The following is a 16,333-nucleotide window of genomic DNA, read 5'->3' as shown; positions in this document are numbered from 1 at the left end:
CACGAAAGGGAAAGAACATGCCGGAGAAACGCGTCACCGTGGCCAGCAAGGTGGGCCTGCACGCCAGGCCCGCGGCGACGGTCGCCAAGGCGGCCGCGGCGCAGCCCGTCGCGGTGCACATCGCCAAGGCGGGCGGTGACCCGGTCGCGGCCGGCAGCGTGCTGAACCTGATGACGCTCGCCGCCGGTTACGGCGACGAGGTCATCATCAGTGCCGAGGGTGAGGGGGCCGAGGCGGCCGTCGACGCCATCGCCGAGCTGGTGGCGACCGACCTCGACGCCTGATCCGACCGCTGCGTGTCCGTGGTGAACCCGCGACCGCGATCGACGTCGGCAGGGCGCCATCCGGTCATCCACGTCACGGATGCGGACTGGGCGCCCTGCCACCGCGATAGCGGGGCCCTTCGGCCGGGCGGGTTCACGCGTACGGTCACCTCTACAGGTGCACCTTCAGCTCCGCCGACAGGATCCTGCGAAGCCCGGGCCGCCCCGACCGGCCCGGGCTTCGTAGGGTGTTGGGCATGGAAAGCGTGCGTGGGATCGAACAGTGGCCGGTGGACAACGCCGCCACGGCCGTGGTGACCGCCGCCGGTGACGTGCTGGGCACGCACGGCGACACGAAGAAGGTGTACCGGCTCGCGTCGGTGACCAAGCCGCTCACCGCCTACGCCGTGTTGATCGCGATCGAAGAGGGCGTCGTCGAACTCGACACCCCCGCCGGGCCGGAGGGCTCCACGATCCGGCATCTGCTCGCGCACACCTCGGGCTTGGCCTTCAACGAGCACAAGCCGATGACCGCGCCGGGCAACCGGCGCCTGTACTCCAACGCCGGCTTCGAACAGCTCGCCGACGCGCTCGCCGAGCATTCCGGCATCCCCTTCGCCGATTATCAGGCGGAGGCGCTCTTCCAGCCGCTGGGCATGAAGGCGACCAAGCTGACCGGCTCCCCCGCTTCGGGCGCCGAGTCCACTGTGGACGATCTGGTGGCGTTCGCCGCCGAACTGCAGGCACCGAAGCTCATCGCCGCCGAAACGGTGCGCGAGGCGACTTCCGTGGTCTTCCCCGGACTTTCCGGCGTCCTGCCCGGCTTCGGCCACCAGAAGCCGAACGACTGGGGGCTCGGATTCGAAATCCGCGACCACAAGAGTCCACATTGGACCGGCTCGTCGAGTTCGCCGCGGACCTTCGGTCACTTCGGGCAGTCCGGCACGTTCCTCTGGGTCGATCCCGATGCCGGTGCCGCCTGCGTCGCGCTCACCGACCGGGCTTTCGGCCCGTGGGCGGCCGAGGTGTGGCCGCCCTACACCGACGCCGTGCTGGCCGAGCTGGGTAAACGTGGCGGGTGACCAGGTGACCCGGTGGGTCGTGAGTGGCGATTCGGGTCAGGGCCACGGGTGTCTGCTGAATTTGGCCGCGGCTGATCATGTGTCCGTGAAGGCCTCCTTGCCTACCCTGAAGGTAGTGAAGGAGGCCTTCACGGACCTTCAGGGTCGCCGCTCTCGTCCCAGGTACACCAGCGACCACAGCAGGCACAGCGGCCGCGCGTGAAGGACCCCTTCCCTCGACTCAGCCGAGGGAACTCGACCTTCATGTACTTCAGGCCGGCACGACCACCTGAACCGAAGCGGGCAGACAGCTCCGTCCCGTCCCTTTTCGGCGCCCCGCAGCCGAGCTGGGCAAGAACCCACAGGAAACCCGGTTACCACTCGAATGAGTGACGTGACCGAGGTTGCATCACGTAACGGCCACGATGCCTTGCCAGCCCCTTAGGTGAGCTTTACCTTAGCCGCGGCACAACCGTGGGGGCTGACCGAAGGAGGGCCCCGTGGCTGTGGGCCGGATAGCTGTGGTTCTGTTCGTCGCGGCGTTGCTGACGACCTCTGTCGTCGCCTGCGACAGCGCGGAGGAATCCGACGCGCTGGTGATCTACTCCGGACGCAACAAGGAGCTGGTCGGCGGGCTTCTCGACCGGCTGAAGCAGGCTACCGGGACCCCGGTCGAGGTGCGCTACGGCGGCAGCGGGGAAATGGCCGCGCAGCTGCTCGAAGAGGGTGAGCGCACCCAAGCGGACGTCTTCTTCGCCCAGGACGCGGGCGCGCTCGGCGCGGTCGCCGGCCAGGGCAGGCTCTCCCCGCTCCCCGCCGAGGTCCTCGGCCTCGTACCCGCCGGCTACCGCGCCGACGACGGCCGCTGGGTCGCTACCTCGGCCCGGGTCCGGGTCGTCGCCTACGACCCGCGCGCCGTCACCGAAGCGGAGCTGCCGAAGAGCCTCGACGACATCGTCGACCCGAAGTGGAAGGGCAGGCTGGGGTTCGCCCCGACCAACGGCTCCTGGCAGGCGTTCGTGACCTCGGTGCGGGTCCTCAAGGGCGAGGACTTCGCGCGGGACTGGCTGCGCCGGTTCGCCGCGAACGAGCCGAAGCGGTTCGACAACAACGTCGCGATCCTCAACGCCGTCAACGACGGCCAGCTGCCCGCCGGGTTGATCAATCACTACTACTGGTACGCCAAGGTCGCCGAGGCGGGCACGGACGCGGTGCGGGCGAAACTGCACTACGTCCCCGGCGGCGACCCGCTCGGTCTGGTGAACGTCGCCGGTGCGGGTGTCGTCGAGGGGACCGACCGGTGGGACGCCGCGCTGAAGGCCGTCCGGTTCCTGCTCTCCGAGGAGACGCAACGGCATTTCGCCGACGTCACCGCGGAATATCCGGTCGTTCCGGCGGTGAAGTCGTCGAAGCACCAGTTGCCGCCGCTCACCGGGCTGCACGGCCCCGACATCGATCTCTCGCGGCTGTCGTCGCTGCAGCAGACCGTCGCGCTGCTCCAGGAAACGGGCCTGTCCTGAAAGGCGTCTTCCGGGCCGCCCCCGCACTGACGACGCTCGGTGCGCTGGTCGCGGCCGCGGCGGTGACGCCGCTCGGCTACCTCGCGGTCCGCTCGTTCGACCACGGGGCGGGCGAGGTGTGGCGTGTCCTGTGGCGGTCCCGCACCTTCGATCTCGCCGTGCGCAGCGTCGCGCTCGCGACCGCGGTCACCGCGGCCTGCCTGGTGCTCGGCGTGCTCTCCGCCTGGCTCGTCGTGCGCAGCGACCTGCCGGGGCGCCGGTTCACCGGGATCCTCCTGGTACTGCCGCTGGCCGTGCCGTCGTACGTCGCCGGGTTCACGTGGCTGGCGCTGACCCCTGGGCTGACCGGGTTCTGGGGCGCGTTCCTGGTGCTGACGCTGGTGTCGTACCCGTACGTCCTGCTTCCCGTCGCGGCGGCGCTGCGCACCGCGGACCCGGCGGTCGAAGAGGTCGCGCGGTCGCTGGGCCGTACGAGCACGCGGACGTTCTTCTCGGTGACCCTGCGGCAGATCCGGCCCGCGGCCACCGCGGGCGGACTCCTGGTCGCGCTGTACGTGCTGAGTGACTTCGGCGCGGTGTCGCTGATGCGGTTCGAGGCGTTCACCCTCGGCATCTACACCAGCTATCGCGGGACCTTCGACCGGACGCCCGCCGCCATCCTCGGCTGCGTCCTGGTCGTCCTCGCGATCCTGCTGACCATCGGCGAACGGCGCGCGCGAGGCGCGGCCGGCGGCCGAGGGGAACGCGAGCCCGTCCGCGTTCCCCTCGGCGGGGCGAAGATCCTGGCGGTGACCGGGACGGCGGTGGTACTCCTGCTCGCCCTCGGCGTGCCGGTGGCGAGCCTCGTCCGGTGGCTGGTCGCGGGCAGTTCGGCGGCGGGCGGCAACCTGCTCTCGACGACCGGGAACACCGTTGCGGTGGCGGCCTCCGGCGCGCTCCTCACCGTTTTGTTCGCCCTGCCGGTCGGCATCCTCGCGGCGCGGCACCGGGGACCGCTCGTCCGCGGGATGGAACTGGCGAGCTTCGCCGGGCACGCCCTGCCGGGTATCACGGTCGGGCTCGCGCTGGTGTTCTTCGGGATCCGCGTGCTGCCGGAGCTCTATCAGACGACGTCGATGCTGGCCTTCGCCTACGCGGTGCTCTTCCTTCCGCTGGCGGTGAGCGCCGTGCGGACCGCCGTCGCGCATGCCCCACCGGTGCTGGAGGACGTGTCGCGGTCGCTCGGGAAGGGCCGCACGGCCACGCGGCTGCTGGTGACCGTGCCGCTGGCCGCTCCGGGCATCTTGGCGGGCGCGGCGCTCGTCTTCCTCACCTGCGCCAAGGAACTGCCCGCGACCCTGCTGCTCCGGCCGACCGGGGTGGACACGCTGGCCACCGAACTGTGGACGAAGACCGAGATCGGCGCCTACGCCGCGGCCGCGCCCTACGCGGCGGTCCTGCTGGTGGTGGCGGCCATCCCGGCCGTCGTCCTCGACCGGTTTCTGCGAGGAGTGACGCGATGAGCGGCTTGGACGTGAAGGGCCTGATCGCCGGATACGGACCGGAACCGGTACTGCGCGGGCTGGATCTGCGGGTTCCCGAAGGCGGGCTCGTGGCGGTGCTCGGGCCGTCCGGCTGCGGGAAGACGACTCTGCTGCGGGTGCTCGCCGGGTTCCATCCGGTCCGTGACGGCGAGGTGCGCCTCGGCGGCAGGCTGCTCGCCGGCGGATCCACGCACGTGCCGCCGGAACGCCGCGGCATCGGGATCGTGCCGCAGGAAGGCGCGCTGTTCCCGCATCTGAGCGTCGCGGGCAACGTGGGTTTCGGGTTGTCGCGCGCCGGACGACGCGACGGCCGGATCGGCGAGCTCCTCGATCTGGTCGGGCTTTCCGGTTACGAGGCAAGGAAACCCGGTGAGCTGTCCGGTGGGCAGCAACGCCGGGTCGCGCTCGCCCGCACGCTCGCGCCACGACCGGGTGTCGTGCTGATGGACGAGCCGTTCTCCTCGCTCGACGCGAGTCTGCGCGAAGAACTCCGCGTGGACGTCCGCGCGGCGCTGCGCGCGTTCGGCGCGACGGCGTTGCTCGTGACGCACGACCAGGAGGAGGCGCTCGGCATGGCCGACCTGGTCGCGGTGCTGCGTGGCGGTGTCGTCGCGCAACTCGGGACACCGCAAGAGATCTACGGCAGGCCCGCCGATCTCGGGGTCGCGCTCTTCGTCGGCGAGGCGGTCACTTTTCCCGGTGACGCGGAAAACGGGACGGTGGACACGCCCCTGGGCAGGCTTCCCGTCCAGGGCAGCGGGACCGGCACCGTCCTGCTGCGCCCGGAACAACTGCACGTGGACGCCGACGGCGTACCGGCCACCGTGGAGGATGTCCTGTTCCACGGGCACGACGCGACGGTGCTGCTGCGGCTCGCCGACGGTGGGCAGGTGCGCCAACGCGTCCAAGGTCCGCTCGGGGTTTCCCGTGGTGACGGGGTTCGCGTGCGCGTGTCCGGCCCCGCCCTGTTCTTCGCCGGGAAACCGGCATGACCAGGGCCGCCGACCTCGGCTTCCTCGGCGATCTGGCGGTCCACGGCGACCGGACCGCGCTGGTCGCCCCGGACGGCTCCGCGCTGAGCTACCGGGAACTGGACCAGCGAGTGTCCACTGTGGCCGATCGGCTCGGCCCGGTGCGCAGGCTGGTCCTGCTGGCCGCCGCCAACGACACCGGCTCCCTGGTCGCCTACCTGGCGGCGCTCCGCGGCGGGCATCCGGTGCTGCTGGTCCCCCGTGGCCAGGCGGGCGCGCTGACCGAAAGTTACGACCCGGACGTCGTCATCGACGGCGTCCTGACCGAGCGGCGGCCGGGTACCGCACACGATCTGCATCCCGAACTGGCGCTGCTGCTTTCGACCTCGGGGTCGACCGCTTCCCCCAAGCTGGTGCGCCTGTCCGCCGACGGCCTGCGGGCCAATGCCTCGGCCATCGCCGAGTACCTCGAAATCCGGGCCACCGACCGCGCCGTCGCCTCGCTGCCGTTGCCGTACTGCTACGGGCTTTCCGTGGTGAACAGCAACCTCCTGCGCGGCGCGTGCCTGCTGCTGACCGAACACTCGGTCCTCGAGCCCGCGTTCTGGACGCTGGTGAAGGAGCGGCGCGCGACGAGCCTGCACGGCGTCCCGCACACTTTCGCCCTGCTCGACCAGGTCGGGTTCGATCGGCTCGACCTCCCCGATCTCCGCTACGTCACGCAGGCGGGCGGACGGCTCGATCCCGCGAAGGTGACCGAGTACGCCGAACTCGGACGGCGGCGCGGCTGGCGGTTCTTCGTGATGTACGGCCAGACCGAGGCCACCGCGCGGATGGCCTATCTGCCGCCGGACCTGGCGGCCGCCCACCCCGCCGCGATCGGCGTGCCCGTCCGGGGCGGCGATTTCGGCCTCGCCGAAGACGGCGAGCTGATCTATCGCGGCCCGAACGTGATGCTCGGCTACGCGCACACCACCGCGGACCTGGCTTCGGGCAGGACCGTCCACGAACTCCCGACCGGCGACCTCGGACGCCGCAACCCCGCCGGGCTGTACGAGGTGACCGGCCGCAAGAGCCGGTTCGTCAAGCCGTTCGGGCTGCGCGTCGATCTCGACCGGGTGGAACGCGTCCTCGCCGAGGCCGGGATCGAGGCGGTATGCGCGGGCGACGACACGCGGGTGGTGATCGCCGTCCACCGGTCCTCCGAACGGGCTACCGCCCTCGTCCGCACCCGGTTCGGTTTGCCACCGTCGAGCGTCGTCGTCCGCCGCATGCGTGAATTCCCCTTGCTGCCCAACGGAAAGCCCGACTATCCGGCGATCGCCGCCGCGGGGGAACCGGACGATGCGGAACCGGGTTCCGTGCGCCGGGCGTTCGCCACCGTCTTCGGCCGCCGGGACATTCCCGGCGACGCGACCTTCGTCGGGCTCGGCGGTGATTCGCTCTCCTACGTCAGGATGTCGATCGCGCTGGAACGCGTGCTCGGACGGCTTCCCGACGACTGGCCGGCCATGCCGGTCTCGGCACTCGAGCGCCTGCGCACGAGACCCTCGCGGTGGGCGACGCTGGAGACCAACGTCCTCCTGCGCGCGCTGGCGATCATCCTCATCGTGAGCACGCACATGGAGTTGTTCACCGTCCACGGCGGGGCGCATCTGCTGCTCATCGTGGCGGGCTGGAACTTCGCCCGGTTCGTGCTGCCCGGCCCGGCGTCACGGATCGCCCGCGCGGCGCTCCCCATCGCCGTGCCCGCGATCGCCTGGCTCGGCTACCGGCTCGCCGTCACCGACGACGTGTCGTGGACGAACGTGCTGCTGATCAACAACTTCACCCTCACCGGCGCCTACGGGTACTGGTTCGTCGAGGTCCTCGTGCACGCGTTCCTGGCGTTGTCACTGGTGTTCGCGATCCCGGCCGTGCGTCGCGCCGAGCGGGAACACGGATTCGCCACGGCCTTGGTGGCGCTCGGCGCCGGTCTCCTGCTCCGGGTGAGCCTCGGCGAGGCGCCGTCGTTCCCCGAACTGCACTGGACGACGCTCGGCACGGTCTGGTTCTTCGCGCTCGGATGGCTGGCCCACAAGGCGCGGACGGGCACGCAGCGGGCGATCGTGCCGGCGTTCGGTTTCCTGCTGGTCCCGGGGATGGTCGGCGACCCGTTGTGGGAGGCCGTGGTGCTGGGCGGGCTGGTGCTGGTGCTGCTCCAGGTCCATGTCCCGGTGCCGAGGGCGGCGGTCGGCGTCCTCGGGCTGGTCGCGAGCGCGTCGCTCTACATCTATCTGACGCACTGGACGGTCTTCCCCGCCCTGCTCCCACACCTTCCGGCACCACTCGTGCTGGTGCTCAGCGTGGCGGCGGGCACGGCCGTGTGGTGGGCCGTGCAGCTCGCCACGCGCAGGCTCACTCCATGACCCGGATCGGTGAGCCCGCCTGGAAGGCCGCGATGTCCTCGACCGCGTCGCGGTAGAAGATCTCGTAGGCCTCACGGGTGACGTAGCCGATGTGCGGGGTGAGCACGACGTTGTCCAGCGTCCGTAGCGGATGCTCCGCGGGCAGCGGCTCGACGTCGTACACGTCCAGCGCGGCGACCGCGATCTCCTTGCGGCGCAAGGCGTCCACCAGCGCGACTTCGTCCACGATCGGGCCGCGCGAGGTGTTGACCAGCATCGCCGTCGGCTTCATCGCGGCGAGTTCGGCCTCACCGACCAGCCCGCGGCTTCGGTCGCTGAGCACCAGGTGGACCGAAAGGACGTCCGCGCGGGCGAACAGTTCGTCCTTCGACACCGCCGTGACACCGTGGGGGCCGGCCTTCTCCTGGGTCAGGTTCTGGCTCCAGGCGATGGTCTCCATGCCGAACGCCTGCCCGATCTTGGCCGCGCCGGCGCCGAGCCTGCCGAGCCCGAGCAGTCCGAGGGTCTTGCCGGACAGGATCGTGCCGACGGTGGTCTGCCAGCCGCCCTCGCGCATGTTCCGCGACTCCACCGGCACGTTCCGCGCGGCGGCGAGGATCAGCGCCCAGGTGTGCTCGGCCGCCGGGGCCGCGATGTACCCGGTGGAGCAGACGACCACGCCGTTGCGCCGGGCGGCGGCCACGTCGATCGCGGCGTTGCGGTGGCCGGTGCTCACCAGCAGCTTGAGCGCGGGCAGCCGGTCGAGGACTTCGGCGGGGAAGCGGGTGCGCTCGCGCATCGCGACCACGACCTCGAAGTCACGGAGGCGGGCGACCACGTCGGCGGGGTCCGCGAACGGCTTCGTGAACACCTCGATCTCCGCGTCGAGGGAGTCCCAGTCCCCGAAGCCGAGCGCCACTTCCTGGTAGTCGTCGAGAATCGCGATCTTCATGCTCCCCAGGCTAGAGTCGGCGCCGAAGCCATGCCTGGGGAGGCCACCGTGATCCTGGAGTTTCCGCACCCTACCGGCTGAAGCCGGGGACGAGCGAGGAATTCCTCCGTGTGATGACCGAAGAGTCCGTCCCCTGCTGGAGCGCGCGGGGCCGCGGGTCGTCGCGAGGCGATCGTCTCGCGGATCGAGAGCGGTCAAGGCGCTCGGACGACGATGACCGGAGACGAGGAGCAGGTATGCACGAGGGCGAGATCCTGGCCTGGACCGAGGCCGAACGACTGAGCTTCGCGGATTTGCTGGAGAGCCTCGCCGAGCGGGACTGGTCGGCGAAGACCCTGTGTACGGAGTGGACGGTCCACGCGATGGCGGGCCATCTCGCGCAGACCACCAGGAACCGGCTCAAGGACACCCTCGTCGGCATAGTGAAGGCCAAGGGGAACTGGGACCGGATGAACGTCGACCAGGCCGTCGCCTACGCCGCGCGGTTCACCCCGGCCGAACTCGTCGCCCAGATCCGCGAGGACGCCGGATCGGCCCGCCGCTCGCCCGGCGCCAAACCGGTCGACCCGCTCGCCGACGTCCTCATCCACGGCCAGGACGTCGCCCGCCCGCTCGGCATCGACCGGCCCATGCCGGAGAAGCCGGCGATCGCGGCTCTGGAGCACCTTCTCGTCAGCCCGTTCTGGGGCGCCAAGAAACGCTGCCGGGACCTCAGGCTGATCGCCACCGACGCCGAATGGGCCGGCGGAGCGGGCACCGAAGAGGTACGGGGCCCGCTCGTCGACCTGCTCCTGTCGGTGAGCGGGCGAAGCACCGGGCTGGCCACGCTCACCGGACCGGGCGTCGCGCTGCTCGGCGCCCGGTGAGGCCTACCGGCGCGGGACTAACACGTCGACGCGCACCAGGTGGTGGTCCGAAGCGTCGTTGAGCCGGGCCAGCGGTGAATCGGGCAGCGGCCAGAAGACCTCGGCACGCCAGGGGAACAGGCCCTTCGACGGCAGGACGTAGTCGATCCGCAGGTTCCCCGGCGCGTTGTCGTTGAAGTCGCCGGTGTCGAAGTACGGGTCGCCCTTCTGGCCGATGTTGGCGCCTGCCTGATCCTGCGCGGCCCGCACGCCGCCTTCACTGCCCGGCCGGGTTTCGATGACGCGCGGGGCGTTCAGCAGACGCGAGATGGCGCCGGGAACGCTGTCGCCGTCGAGCGGGTCGGAGTTCTGGTCGCCGGCGATGACGAACTTCTCGTGCGCGCCCAGCCCGCCGCGGCGGCCGTTGTCGTCGTGGATGTAGCGGCCCTTGCCCGGAGTCACGTAGTCCGCCCAGAAGCGGATCTCGTCGTGGTTACGGGTGCCGTTGCGGTCTTCGGGGCCGTCGAAGGTGGGCGGCGTCGGGTGCGAGGCCAGGAAGTGCACGGTCGAGCGGCCGGCTCGGATCGGAATGTCCCAATGGGACTTCGACGACAGGCGCAGCACGTCGAGCGCCTGCGGCGAGTACCAGTCGTTCGGCGCCCCGGTGGCCGGGTCGTCCGGGAGCAGCGCGCCCGGCATGTCCTTCCAGAGGAACTTCTGGAAGGTCCGCGCGTTCTTGGTGTCGATCGGGTACTTGGACAGCACGAGCATGCCGTACTGGCCCTCGAAGAGGCCGAAGCCGTGCGCGTCGTTGCCGCCGCCGACCTGGCCGTCGCGGTCGAGGTCGAAACCGGTCGCGACACCGGTGTTCGACGGCGCGGTGAACGCGTACGGGTAGTCGATCGGCGCCGCGCCGTTCTGGCCGCGCGCGAGGTAGTTCTCGCGGAACAGGTCCGCGGCGCGGTTGCCGGGCACGTAGTCGAACTCGTTGATCAGGAGCACGTCCGGCCGGTTGCGCTGGATCACCTCGGCGACCTCGCCGGCCTGCGCGTTGCCCGGCTGCGACAGATCGGTCACCAGCTGACCGGCGGCTCCGCGATTGAGCGAAGCGTTGTACGTCGCGAAGCGGATGTTCTGCCCGACGGTCGCTTCCGCCGGTGTGGCGGCCAGCAGCGTCCCGGCCAGCAAGGCGCCCGATGTGAGCACGGCGGCTATGCGTTTCACGGTCTTACCTCCCAGAGTCCGGTGCGACCTTACGCACTCCGCGCGGCCGCACGGGTGAGCTTCAGGTGAACAGCGTCTCTTGAACGCGTTCAAAATCTGGGCTACCGTTCTTCTTGAACACGTTCAAAAGGAGGTCCCCATGCAACCCGTAGTCGTGGCCTACGCGCTCTACCTGGCCATCACCGTCCCCCTGACCGTGCTGGTCGCCCGCACGCTGAGCAGACACGGCAAGACGTTCCTGGAAGACGTCTTCCAGGACGAACAAGCACTGGCGCATTCGGTCAACCAGTTGCTCGTCGTCGGGTTCTACCTGGTGAGCCTGGGTTTCGTGACCCTGTTCCTGACCAGTGACGACACCGTCCTCGACGCGCGCGACGTCTTCGAGATGCTGTCGGTCAAGGTCGGCACCGTGGCGCTCGTGCTCGGCGTGATGCACGTCGGGAACGTGCTGGTGTTCAACGGCATCCGGCGCAAGCACCTCAACCACGCCACCGCGCGGCCGGCGCCGGTGCCGCCGCCCTACCCCGGCTACCCGGCGCCCGCTCCACACCCCGCGCCCTGACCGGATACCGTGCAGTGGTGGCGAAGAGTGAGGAAACCAAGTCACTGATCGTGGCGACCGCGTTGCGGTTGTTCGCCGAGAACGGCTACGACCGCACGACCATGCGGGCCATCGCCGCCGAAGCGGGCGTGTCGGTCGGAAACGCCTACTACTACTTCGCCTCGAAAGACCAGCTGATCCAAGGTTTCTACGACGAGATCGCCAACGCGCACCTGACGAGCGCGCGCGAGTCGATCGAAGGTGAGCGGGACTTCAGTGCCCGGCTCAGGACCGTCCTGCTCACCTGGCTCGACGTCGCCGAGCCGTACCACCGCTTCGGCAAGCAGCTCTTCGTCAACGCCGCCGACCCGGACTCACCGCTGAGCCCGTTCAGCGAGGAGTCTTCACCCGCACGGGACGCCTCCGTCGGCCTGATGCGCGACGTCATCGCCGACTCCGACGTCAAACTCGACCCGGACCTGCGCGGCGACCTGCCCGATCTGCTGTGGCTGTACCAGATGGGCGTCGTGCTGTTCTGGGTCCACGACCGCTCGCGCGGCCAGAAACGCAGCCGGATCCTGGTGGAACGGACGGTCCCGCTGATCGCGCGGCTGGTGGGACTCTCGCGGCTACGGGTGCTGCGGCCGGTGAGCCGGGAGATCGTTTCGCTGATCCGGGACCTCTCGAAGCCGGACGATGCCGCTCCCCCGCGCGATTAGTCACTTATCTTGCGGGGCTCCGGAGCCTCGCACGATTCCGTGAAGGCCTCCTTCCCTACCTTGAGAGTAGGGAAGGAGGCCTTCACGGACTTTCGCATTTAGAGGACTAAATGCGGGCCGTGGCTGGTTCCCGGACGGTTCGGAAGTACAGGAACCGGGGTTCGGTCCGCAGCTTCGCGTACCACCGCGGGTCCGATTCGGCGGCCGTCTCCTGCGGCATCGGCTCGACCAGCCTGTCGACGGCGAAGCCGGCGTCCCGCACCGCGTCGAACGTCCAGCTCAGCGGCCGCCGGTAGAACCGGACTTTGTGGCCCGCCGGGAACTCGTCCTCCAGCAGTTCGAGCCGGAAGTAGTTCCGCTTGTCGAACCAGCGCCAGTCCTCGCCGGGATGGTGCACCGAGAACACCAGGAGCCCGCCCGGTTTGAGCACCCGCCGGAACTCCGCCAGCGCCGGCGCCCAGTCCTTCAGGTAATGCAGCACCAGCGACGCCGTGATGACGTCGATCGAGGCGTCCTCCAAAAAGGACATCGGCCGCGAAACGTCCGCCATCTCGAATCGAGCGACGTCCCCGAACTTCTCCCTGGCGATGGCGACCATGCCTTCACTGGCGTCGACGCCGAGGACGTCCGCGCCCTTCGCGGCGAGCAAGGCGCTGAGGTGACCGGCCGCGCTGCCGACGTCCAGCACCCGTTTGCCCGCCACGTCCCCGGCCAGGTCCACGATGGCGGGCCGGTCGTAGAGGGCGTTGGTGCTGCTGGTTTCGGCATGCGCCGCGTAGAGACGCGCGAACCCGTCGTACTGGGCCGCGCGCGCCCGTTCGATGATCTCGTCGATCACCTCGGTCTTGGCGTCGGCGTACTGCTGGATGTACTTCCAGGTGCGCGACGCCAGTTCGCGTTTCCTGTCCTCGTAGAGCTTCAGTTCGTCGTCGTGCGCGATCAGGCGGTCGCGGAAGAGCCGGTAGCGCTCGGCCTGGCCGTTGTCCGGCGAGTAGACGTGCAGGTTGATGTTGGTGTCCGGGCCTTTGAAGCAGCGGTGCTTCTCCCACTCCGGCTCGCGGATGACGAGCTTGTAGCCCTCGGCCTCCAACTGCGGCACGTAGGCGTCTTCGTCGTCCGAATCGGCGACGATCAGCATGATGTCGATGATCGGTTTCGCGCAGAGCCCGGGCACCGACGTGGAGCCGACGTGTTCCAGGACCAGCGCGCGCTCCCCCAGGATCCCCCTGATGCGCTTCGCTTCCCGGTCGAACAGCTCGGGCCACTCCGGGTCGTATTCGGCCAGCGTGACGGTGGAATTCAGCACCGGAGCCTGATCGACCCACGAGTCGTTGATGTCTTCTTCGGTGTAGTCGTCTCGATCGGGTTTAGGCATTGACCCCTTGTTCCTTCCTCAACACTCCTCGCGAGGCTGCGCGCGACCGCGATCACGTCGCCAGGGCGCGAATAGGAATCAGACGTCCCGTCCCCCATCAAGAGCGCCCTGCCGCCGGGATAGCGGGGCCATTCGGCCAGGGGCGCGCGGTGGTCCACCAAGGTTGCCGCGACACCCCTCTCGAGGCAGTCGGCCAGATTATCGAACCTGGGCGATCTTGTCAGGCGCTTTCACTGAAGGAGGGTTCCGGACGGCAGTGAGGGAACGCTCACCGGTCCGTGAAGGCCTCCTTCACTACCCTCAGGGTAGGCAAGGAGGCCTTCACGGACCGGTGAGCCGTGCGACCTGGCCTCCCGTGGTCCGCTCAGCCGATCGGCAGAGAAAGGATCCCGCCGGTCGCCTCGCGCAACGCGTCCCGCATCTCGGCCCGCGGCGCCGGCTGCCCGGTGAAGTACTCGGACTGCCCGAAAGCCTGATGCAGCAACATGTCCAAGCCGGTCGCGAGCCGCCCTCCCCGCTCGGCTACGGCTTCGGCGAGCGCGGTCGGCCAAGGGTGGTAGATGACGTCGAGGACGCACCCGATGCGGGCCAGCTCCGCCAGATGTGGCCGGACGACGTCCGGGGGCACGGTGTTCACCAGCACCGCCGAAGCCGCCGCGAGTTTCCCGAAGTCGGCGTCCGCCCAGCGGAGGACCTCGGCGTCGAGCCCGGCCCGCTGGGCCGCCTCGACCGTTTCGGTCGCCCGTGCGGGATCCCGCACGACGAGCCGCACCGTCCGCACGCCGAGCGACGCCAGCCCGACGACGGCCGCGGCGGCGGTCCCGCCCGCGCCGAGGACGACGGCCGCGTCGTCCGTGCCGGGCGAGTACTCCCCCGCGATTCGCAGCGCTTCGGTGACCCCGTCGACGTCGGTGCAGTCGGCGAGCCAACCGGTTTCCCCGCGCACCAACGTGTTCGCCGCGCCGACGGCCGCCGCACGCGGCGTCACCTCGTCGGCGTGCTCCAGCGCGGCCCGTTTCCCGGGCATGGTCACCGAAAGCCCGGCCCACTCCGGGCCGAGACCGTCGACGAACGCGGGCAGCCCGGGACCGTCCATCTCGACCCGCTCGTAGGTCCAGCCGTCCAGCCCCAGCGCGCGGAACGCGGCGCCGTGCAGCACGGGCGAGAGCGAGTGTTCGACCGGTTTCCCGAGGATCGCGGCCTTGCGCTCAGATGACACCACGCCTCACCGCGTCATCTCGGTTCTTCCTGTGGTCCTCGAAGGTCACCGCGAAGCAGGAGAGCCCGTTCTTCTCGCATTTGACGAAGAACAGCCACTCCCCCGCCGCCGGCTTCAACGCGGCCTGGATCGCCTCCGCGCTCGGGACCGCGATCGGCGTCGGGGTCAGGCCGACCGATTTGTACGTGTTGTACGCGCCCGCTTTTTCCCGTTCCTCGGGTTTGGTGAGCAGGGTCGGCCGGTCGAGGACGTAGTTGATCGTCGAGTCCATCTCGAGCCGCATCTTCTCGTCGAGCCGGTTGTAGATGACCCGCGAGATCTTCCCGAAGTCGGCCTTCACCGCCTCGCGTTCGATGATCGACGCGATGATGAGCGTCTCGTAGGGGGTCTTGCCCTGCCCCTTCGACTGATCGCTCAGCCCGGCGTTCAGGATGCGCTCCGCCGAGGTCTTCACGACGAACGTGAGCAGCTCTTCGGCCGACCATCCGGGCTTGACGTTGTAGATACCCGGGGCGATCAGCCCTTCGAGCCGCCGGTCCTTGTGCTCGGCCTTCGTGGCGGACTCGACGGCCCACGACGGGACGCCCAGTTTCGCCAGATCCGCCGTCTCGATCGTCTTGCGCAGTTCCTCGACCGGGAGGCAGGTGCTCGTTCCGTTCAGGTCCGCGCAGGAAGCCTTGGACAGCAACGAATACACGCCAGGGGTCACCTTGCCGTCGGGCTGGGTGATGTCGTGGAACTGGGTGTACGGCCGGATCTCGATCTGGCCGACCTTCGACGCGGGCGCGATCATCTTCTCGACCGCGCTGGCACCGGACATCTTCGTCTTCATGACGTAGTAGCCCTGCTGGAGCCGCGAGACGGCGGTGTTGTCCTCGCCCGCCTTCACGAACGCCTTGCCGCTGGCGACCACCCCGGCCGCCTGCAGCCGGTTGCCGATCGCCGACGTCGAGTCGCCCTTCTCCACCTGGACGAGGACGTCGCTCTCGCCGGTGCCTTCGTAGTCGTCGTAACCGAAGATCTCGGTGAAGCCGTAGTAGGCGCCACCGGCGAGCAGGACGAGCACGGTCAGCGCGGCGATCCAGCCCAGCGCGCGCTTCTTCTTGCGTTTCTTGGGCGGCGGCCCCTGTCGTTCCGGACGCTCGTCCTCGATGCGTTCGGGCTCGGCCCGGTCTTCGTCTTCGAAGTCCTCGTAATCCTCGTAGTCGTCGTACTCGTCATAGTCGTCGTACTCGTCGTCACCGAAGATCTCGTTGTATTCCTCTTCGCTTCCTTGGGGCGGCGAAGAAGGAGCCGCGCCGGGACGCCGGGCGATCGGCGCTTCCTGGATCGCGGGGAGGATGTCGGTCGGCCGCTCGTCCGGGAGCGGGCCGTCGTCCTCGCGGCGCCTGCGGCGGCCTGGGCGGGGGGCCTCGTCCTGGGCATAGGCGGGCATGCCAAGACTCCGGTCACCCGGCTGGGGGAACCGCCGCTGCGGCGCGGGGGGCGGTGGCGGGACCGCGGGTTCCGGGGCCCGCCTCGGTGGGCCCGGACGCTGCGGCTCGTCGGCGGCGCGCCGGGCACGCGGCGGCGGCTCTTCCGGCGACCGGCGGGCACGCGGCGGTTCCTCCGCCGGACGCCGTACGGGCGGCTCGGGCGGTTCCTGCCGGACGTGCCGTCGTCCCGTCGGCTGGGGTTCGGGCCGTCGACGCGGCGGGGCCGGTGGCGGGCTGGCCTCCTCAGGCTCCCGCAAC

The 16,333-nt window shown here is 69.8% G+C and carries 14 protein-coding genes; 9 read left to right on the top strand and 5 right to left on the bottom strand.

Going from position 1 to position 16,333, the window contains the following annotated elements; all coding sequences use genetic code 11:
• The first annotated feature begins 17 nt into the window (after nt 1–17).
• The 6 genes from AC069I_RS34965 (at nt 18) to AC069I_RS34940 (ending at nt 7,746) form a co-directional block, all read left to right on the top strand.
• A complete protein-coding gene (locus tag AC069I_RS34965; RefSeq protein ID WP_007031200.1) occupies nt 18–284 on the top strand; it encodes an HPr family phosphocarrier protein in 267 nt (88 codons plus the stop codon).
• A 236-nt stretch (nt 285–520) separates the two neighbouring features.
• Nucleotides 521–1,345 carry a serine hydrolase domain-containing protein gene (locus AC069I_RS34960; protein ID WP_478233821.1) on the top strand — a complete coding sequence of 275 codons (825 nt, stop codon included), beginning with the start codon at nt 521–523 and terminating at the stop codon, nt 1,343–1,345.
• Between the two features lie 479 nt (nt 1,346–1,824).
• Complete coding sequence (locus AC069I_RS34955) at nt 1,825–2,844, top strand: iron ABC transporter substrate-binding protein (protein ID WP_478267308.1); 1,020 nt, start codon at nt 1,825–1,827, stop codon at nt 2,842–2,844.
• 62 nt (nt 2,845–2,906) lie between these two features.
• Nucleotides 2,907–4,346, top strand: coding sequence for an ABC transporter permease (locus AC069I_RS34950; protein WP_478267307.1), 1,440 nt, complete (start codon nt 2,907–2,909; stop codon nt 4,344–4,346).
• Entirely contained in the window at nt 4,343–5,359 is a 1,017-nt protein-coding gene (locus AC069I_RS34945; protein WP_478267306.1) for an ABC transporter ATP-binding protein, read from the top strand. Before AC069I_RS34950 ends, AC069I_RS34945 begins: the two co-directional genes overlap by 4 nt.
• Complete coding sequence (locus AC069I_RS34940; RefSeq protein ID WP_478267305.1) at nt 5,356–7,746, top strand: AMP-binding protein; 2,391 nt, start codon at nt 5,356–5,358, stop codon at nt 7,744–7,746. Before AC069I_RS34945 ends, AC069I_RS34940 begins: the two co-directional genes overlap by 4 nt.
• Here the strand turns inward: AC069I_RS34940 and AC069I_RS34935 are convergent.
• Nucleotides 7,736–8,677 (bottom strand): D-2-hydroxyacid dehydrogenase family protein, encoded by a 942-nt coding sequence (locus AC069I_RS34935; protein WP_478227915.1) that lies wholly within the window; start codon nt 8,675–8,677, stop codon nt 7,736–7,738. The genes AC069I_RS34940 and AC069I_RS34935 overlap by 11 nt on opposite strands.
• Before the next feature lie 236 nt (nt 8,678–8,913).
• On the opposite strand from AC069I_RS34935, the gene AC069I_RS34930 reads away from it, so the two are divergent.
• The gene (locus tag AC069I_RS34930; protein WP_478267304.1) at nt 8,914–9,543 is read left to right on the top strand and encodes a maleylpyruvate isomerase family mycothiol-dependent enzyme; all 630 of its coding nucleotides are present in this window, start codon (nt 8,914–8,916) and stop codon (nt 9,541–9,543) included.
• A gap of 3 nt (nt 9,544–9,546) precedes the next feature.
• Here the strand turns inward: AC069I_RS34930 and AC069I_RS34925 are convergent, their stop codons facing one another.
• Nucleotides 9,547–10,746: an endonuclease/exonuclease/phosphatase family protein gene (locus AC069I_RS34925; RefSeq protein ID WP_478267303.1), complete on the bottom strand. Its 1,200-nt coding sequence runs from the start codon at nt 10,744–10,746 to the stop codon at nt 9,547–9,549.
• A gap of 139 nt (nt 10,747–10,885) precedes the next feature.
• Between AC069I_RS34925 and AC069I_RS34920 the strand changes: the two genes are divergently transcribed.
• On the top strand, nt 10,886–11,308 hold the full coding sequence (locus tag AC069I_RS34920) for a hypothetical protein (protein WP_478233814.1): 423 nt from the start codon (nt 10,886–10,888) through the stop codon (nt 11,306–11,308).
• Between the two features lie 17 nt (nt 11,309–11,325).
• Nucleotides 11,326–12,006, top strand: a complete 681-nt coding sequence (locus AC069I_RS34915) for a TetR/AcrR family transcriptional regulator (protein ID WP_478227911.1) — start codon at nt 11,326–11,328, stop codon at nt 12,004–12,006.
• Between the two features lie 106 nt (nt 12,007–12,112).
• Here AC069I_RS34915 and AC069I_RS34910 read toward each other — a convergent pair whose 3' ends face one another.
• The 3 genes from AC069I_RS34910 to mltG all read right to left on the bottom strand — a co-directional run bounded on the left by AC069I_RS34910 (nt 12,113) and on the right by mltG (nt 16,035).
• Nucleotides 12,113–13,381, bottom strand: coding sequence for a GrpB family protein (locus tag AC069I_RS34910; RefSeq protein ID WP_478267302.1), 1,269 nt, complete (start codon nt 13,379–13,381; stop codon nt 12,113–12,115).
• A gap of 364 nt (nt 13,382–13,745) precedes the next feature.
• The gene (locus tag AC069I_RS34905; protein WP_478227931.1) at nt 13,746–14,576 is read right to left on the bottom strand and encodes a shikimate dehydrogenase; all 831 of its coding nucleotides are present in this window, start codon (nt 14,574–14,576) and stop codon (nt 13,746–13,748) included.
• Between the two features lie 13 nt (nt 14,577–14,589).
• Nucleotides 14,590–16,035 carry an endolytic transglycosylase MltG gene (gene mltG, locus AC069I_RS34900; protein ID WP_478267301.1) on the bottom strand — a complete coding sequence of 482 codons (1,446 nt, stop codon included), beginning with the start codon at nt 16,033–16,035 and terminating at the stop codon, nt 14,590–14,592.
• Nucleotides 16,036–16,333 lie beyond the last annotated feature (298 nt).

This window comes from Amycolatopsis sp. NPDC043885 (assembly GCF_056435685.1).
Note: the sequence above shows the minus strand (reverse complement) of the source record. Positions and strands in the feature narration are given on the sequence as shown.

Bases quoted from the DNA above. Each gene is read 5' to 3' on its own strand.
- AC069I_RS34965 (WP_007031200.1), top strand. From the start codon at position 18: ATGCCGGAGAAACGCGTCACCGTGGCCAGCAAGGTGGGCCTGCACGCC.
- AC069I_RS34960 (WP_478233821.1), top strand. From the start codon at position 521: ATGGAAAGCGTGCGTGGGATCGAACAGTGGCCGGTGGACAACGCCGCC.
- AC069I_RS34945 (WP_478267306.1), top strand. From the start codon at position 4,343: ATGAGCGGCTTGGACGTGAAGGGCCTGATCGCCGGATACGGACCGGAA.
- AC069I_RS34940 (WP_478267305.1), top strand. From the start codon at position 5,356: ATGACCAGGGCCGCCGACCTCGGCTTCCTCGGCGATCTGGCGGTCCAC.
- AC069I_RS34935 (WP_478227915.1), bottom strand. From the start codon at position 8,677: ATGAAGATCGCGATTCTCGACGACTACCAGGAAGTGGCGCTCGGCTTC.
- AC069I_RS34930 (WP_478267304.1), top strand. From the start codon at position 8,914: ATGCACGAGGGCGAGATCCTGGCCTGGACCGAGGCCGAACGACTGAGC.
- AC069I_RS34920 (WP_478233814.1), top strand. From the start codon at position 10,886: ATGCAACCCGTAGTCGTGGCCTACGCGCTCTACCTGGCCATCACCGTC.
- AC069I_RS34910 (WP_478267302.1), bottom strand. From the start codon at position 13,381: ATGCCTAAACCCGATCGAGACGACTACACCGAAGAAGACATCAACGAC.
- mltG (WP_478267301.1), bottom strand. From the start codon at position 16,035: ATGCCCGCCTATGCCCAGGACGAGGCCCCCCGCCCAGGCCGCCGCAGG.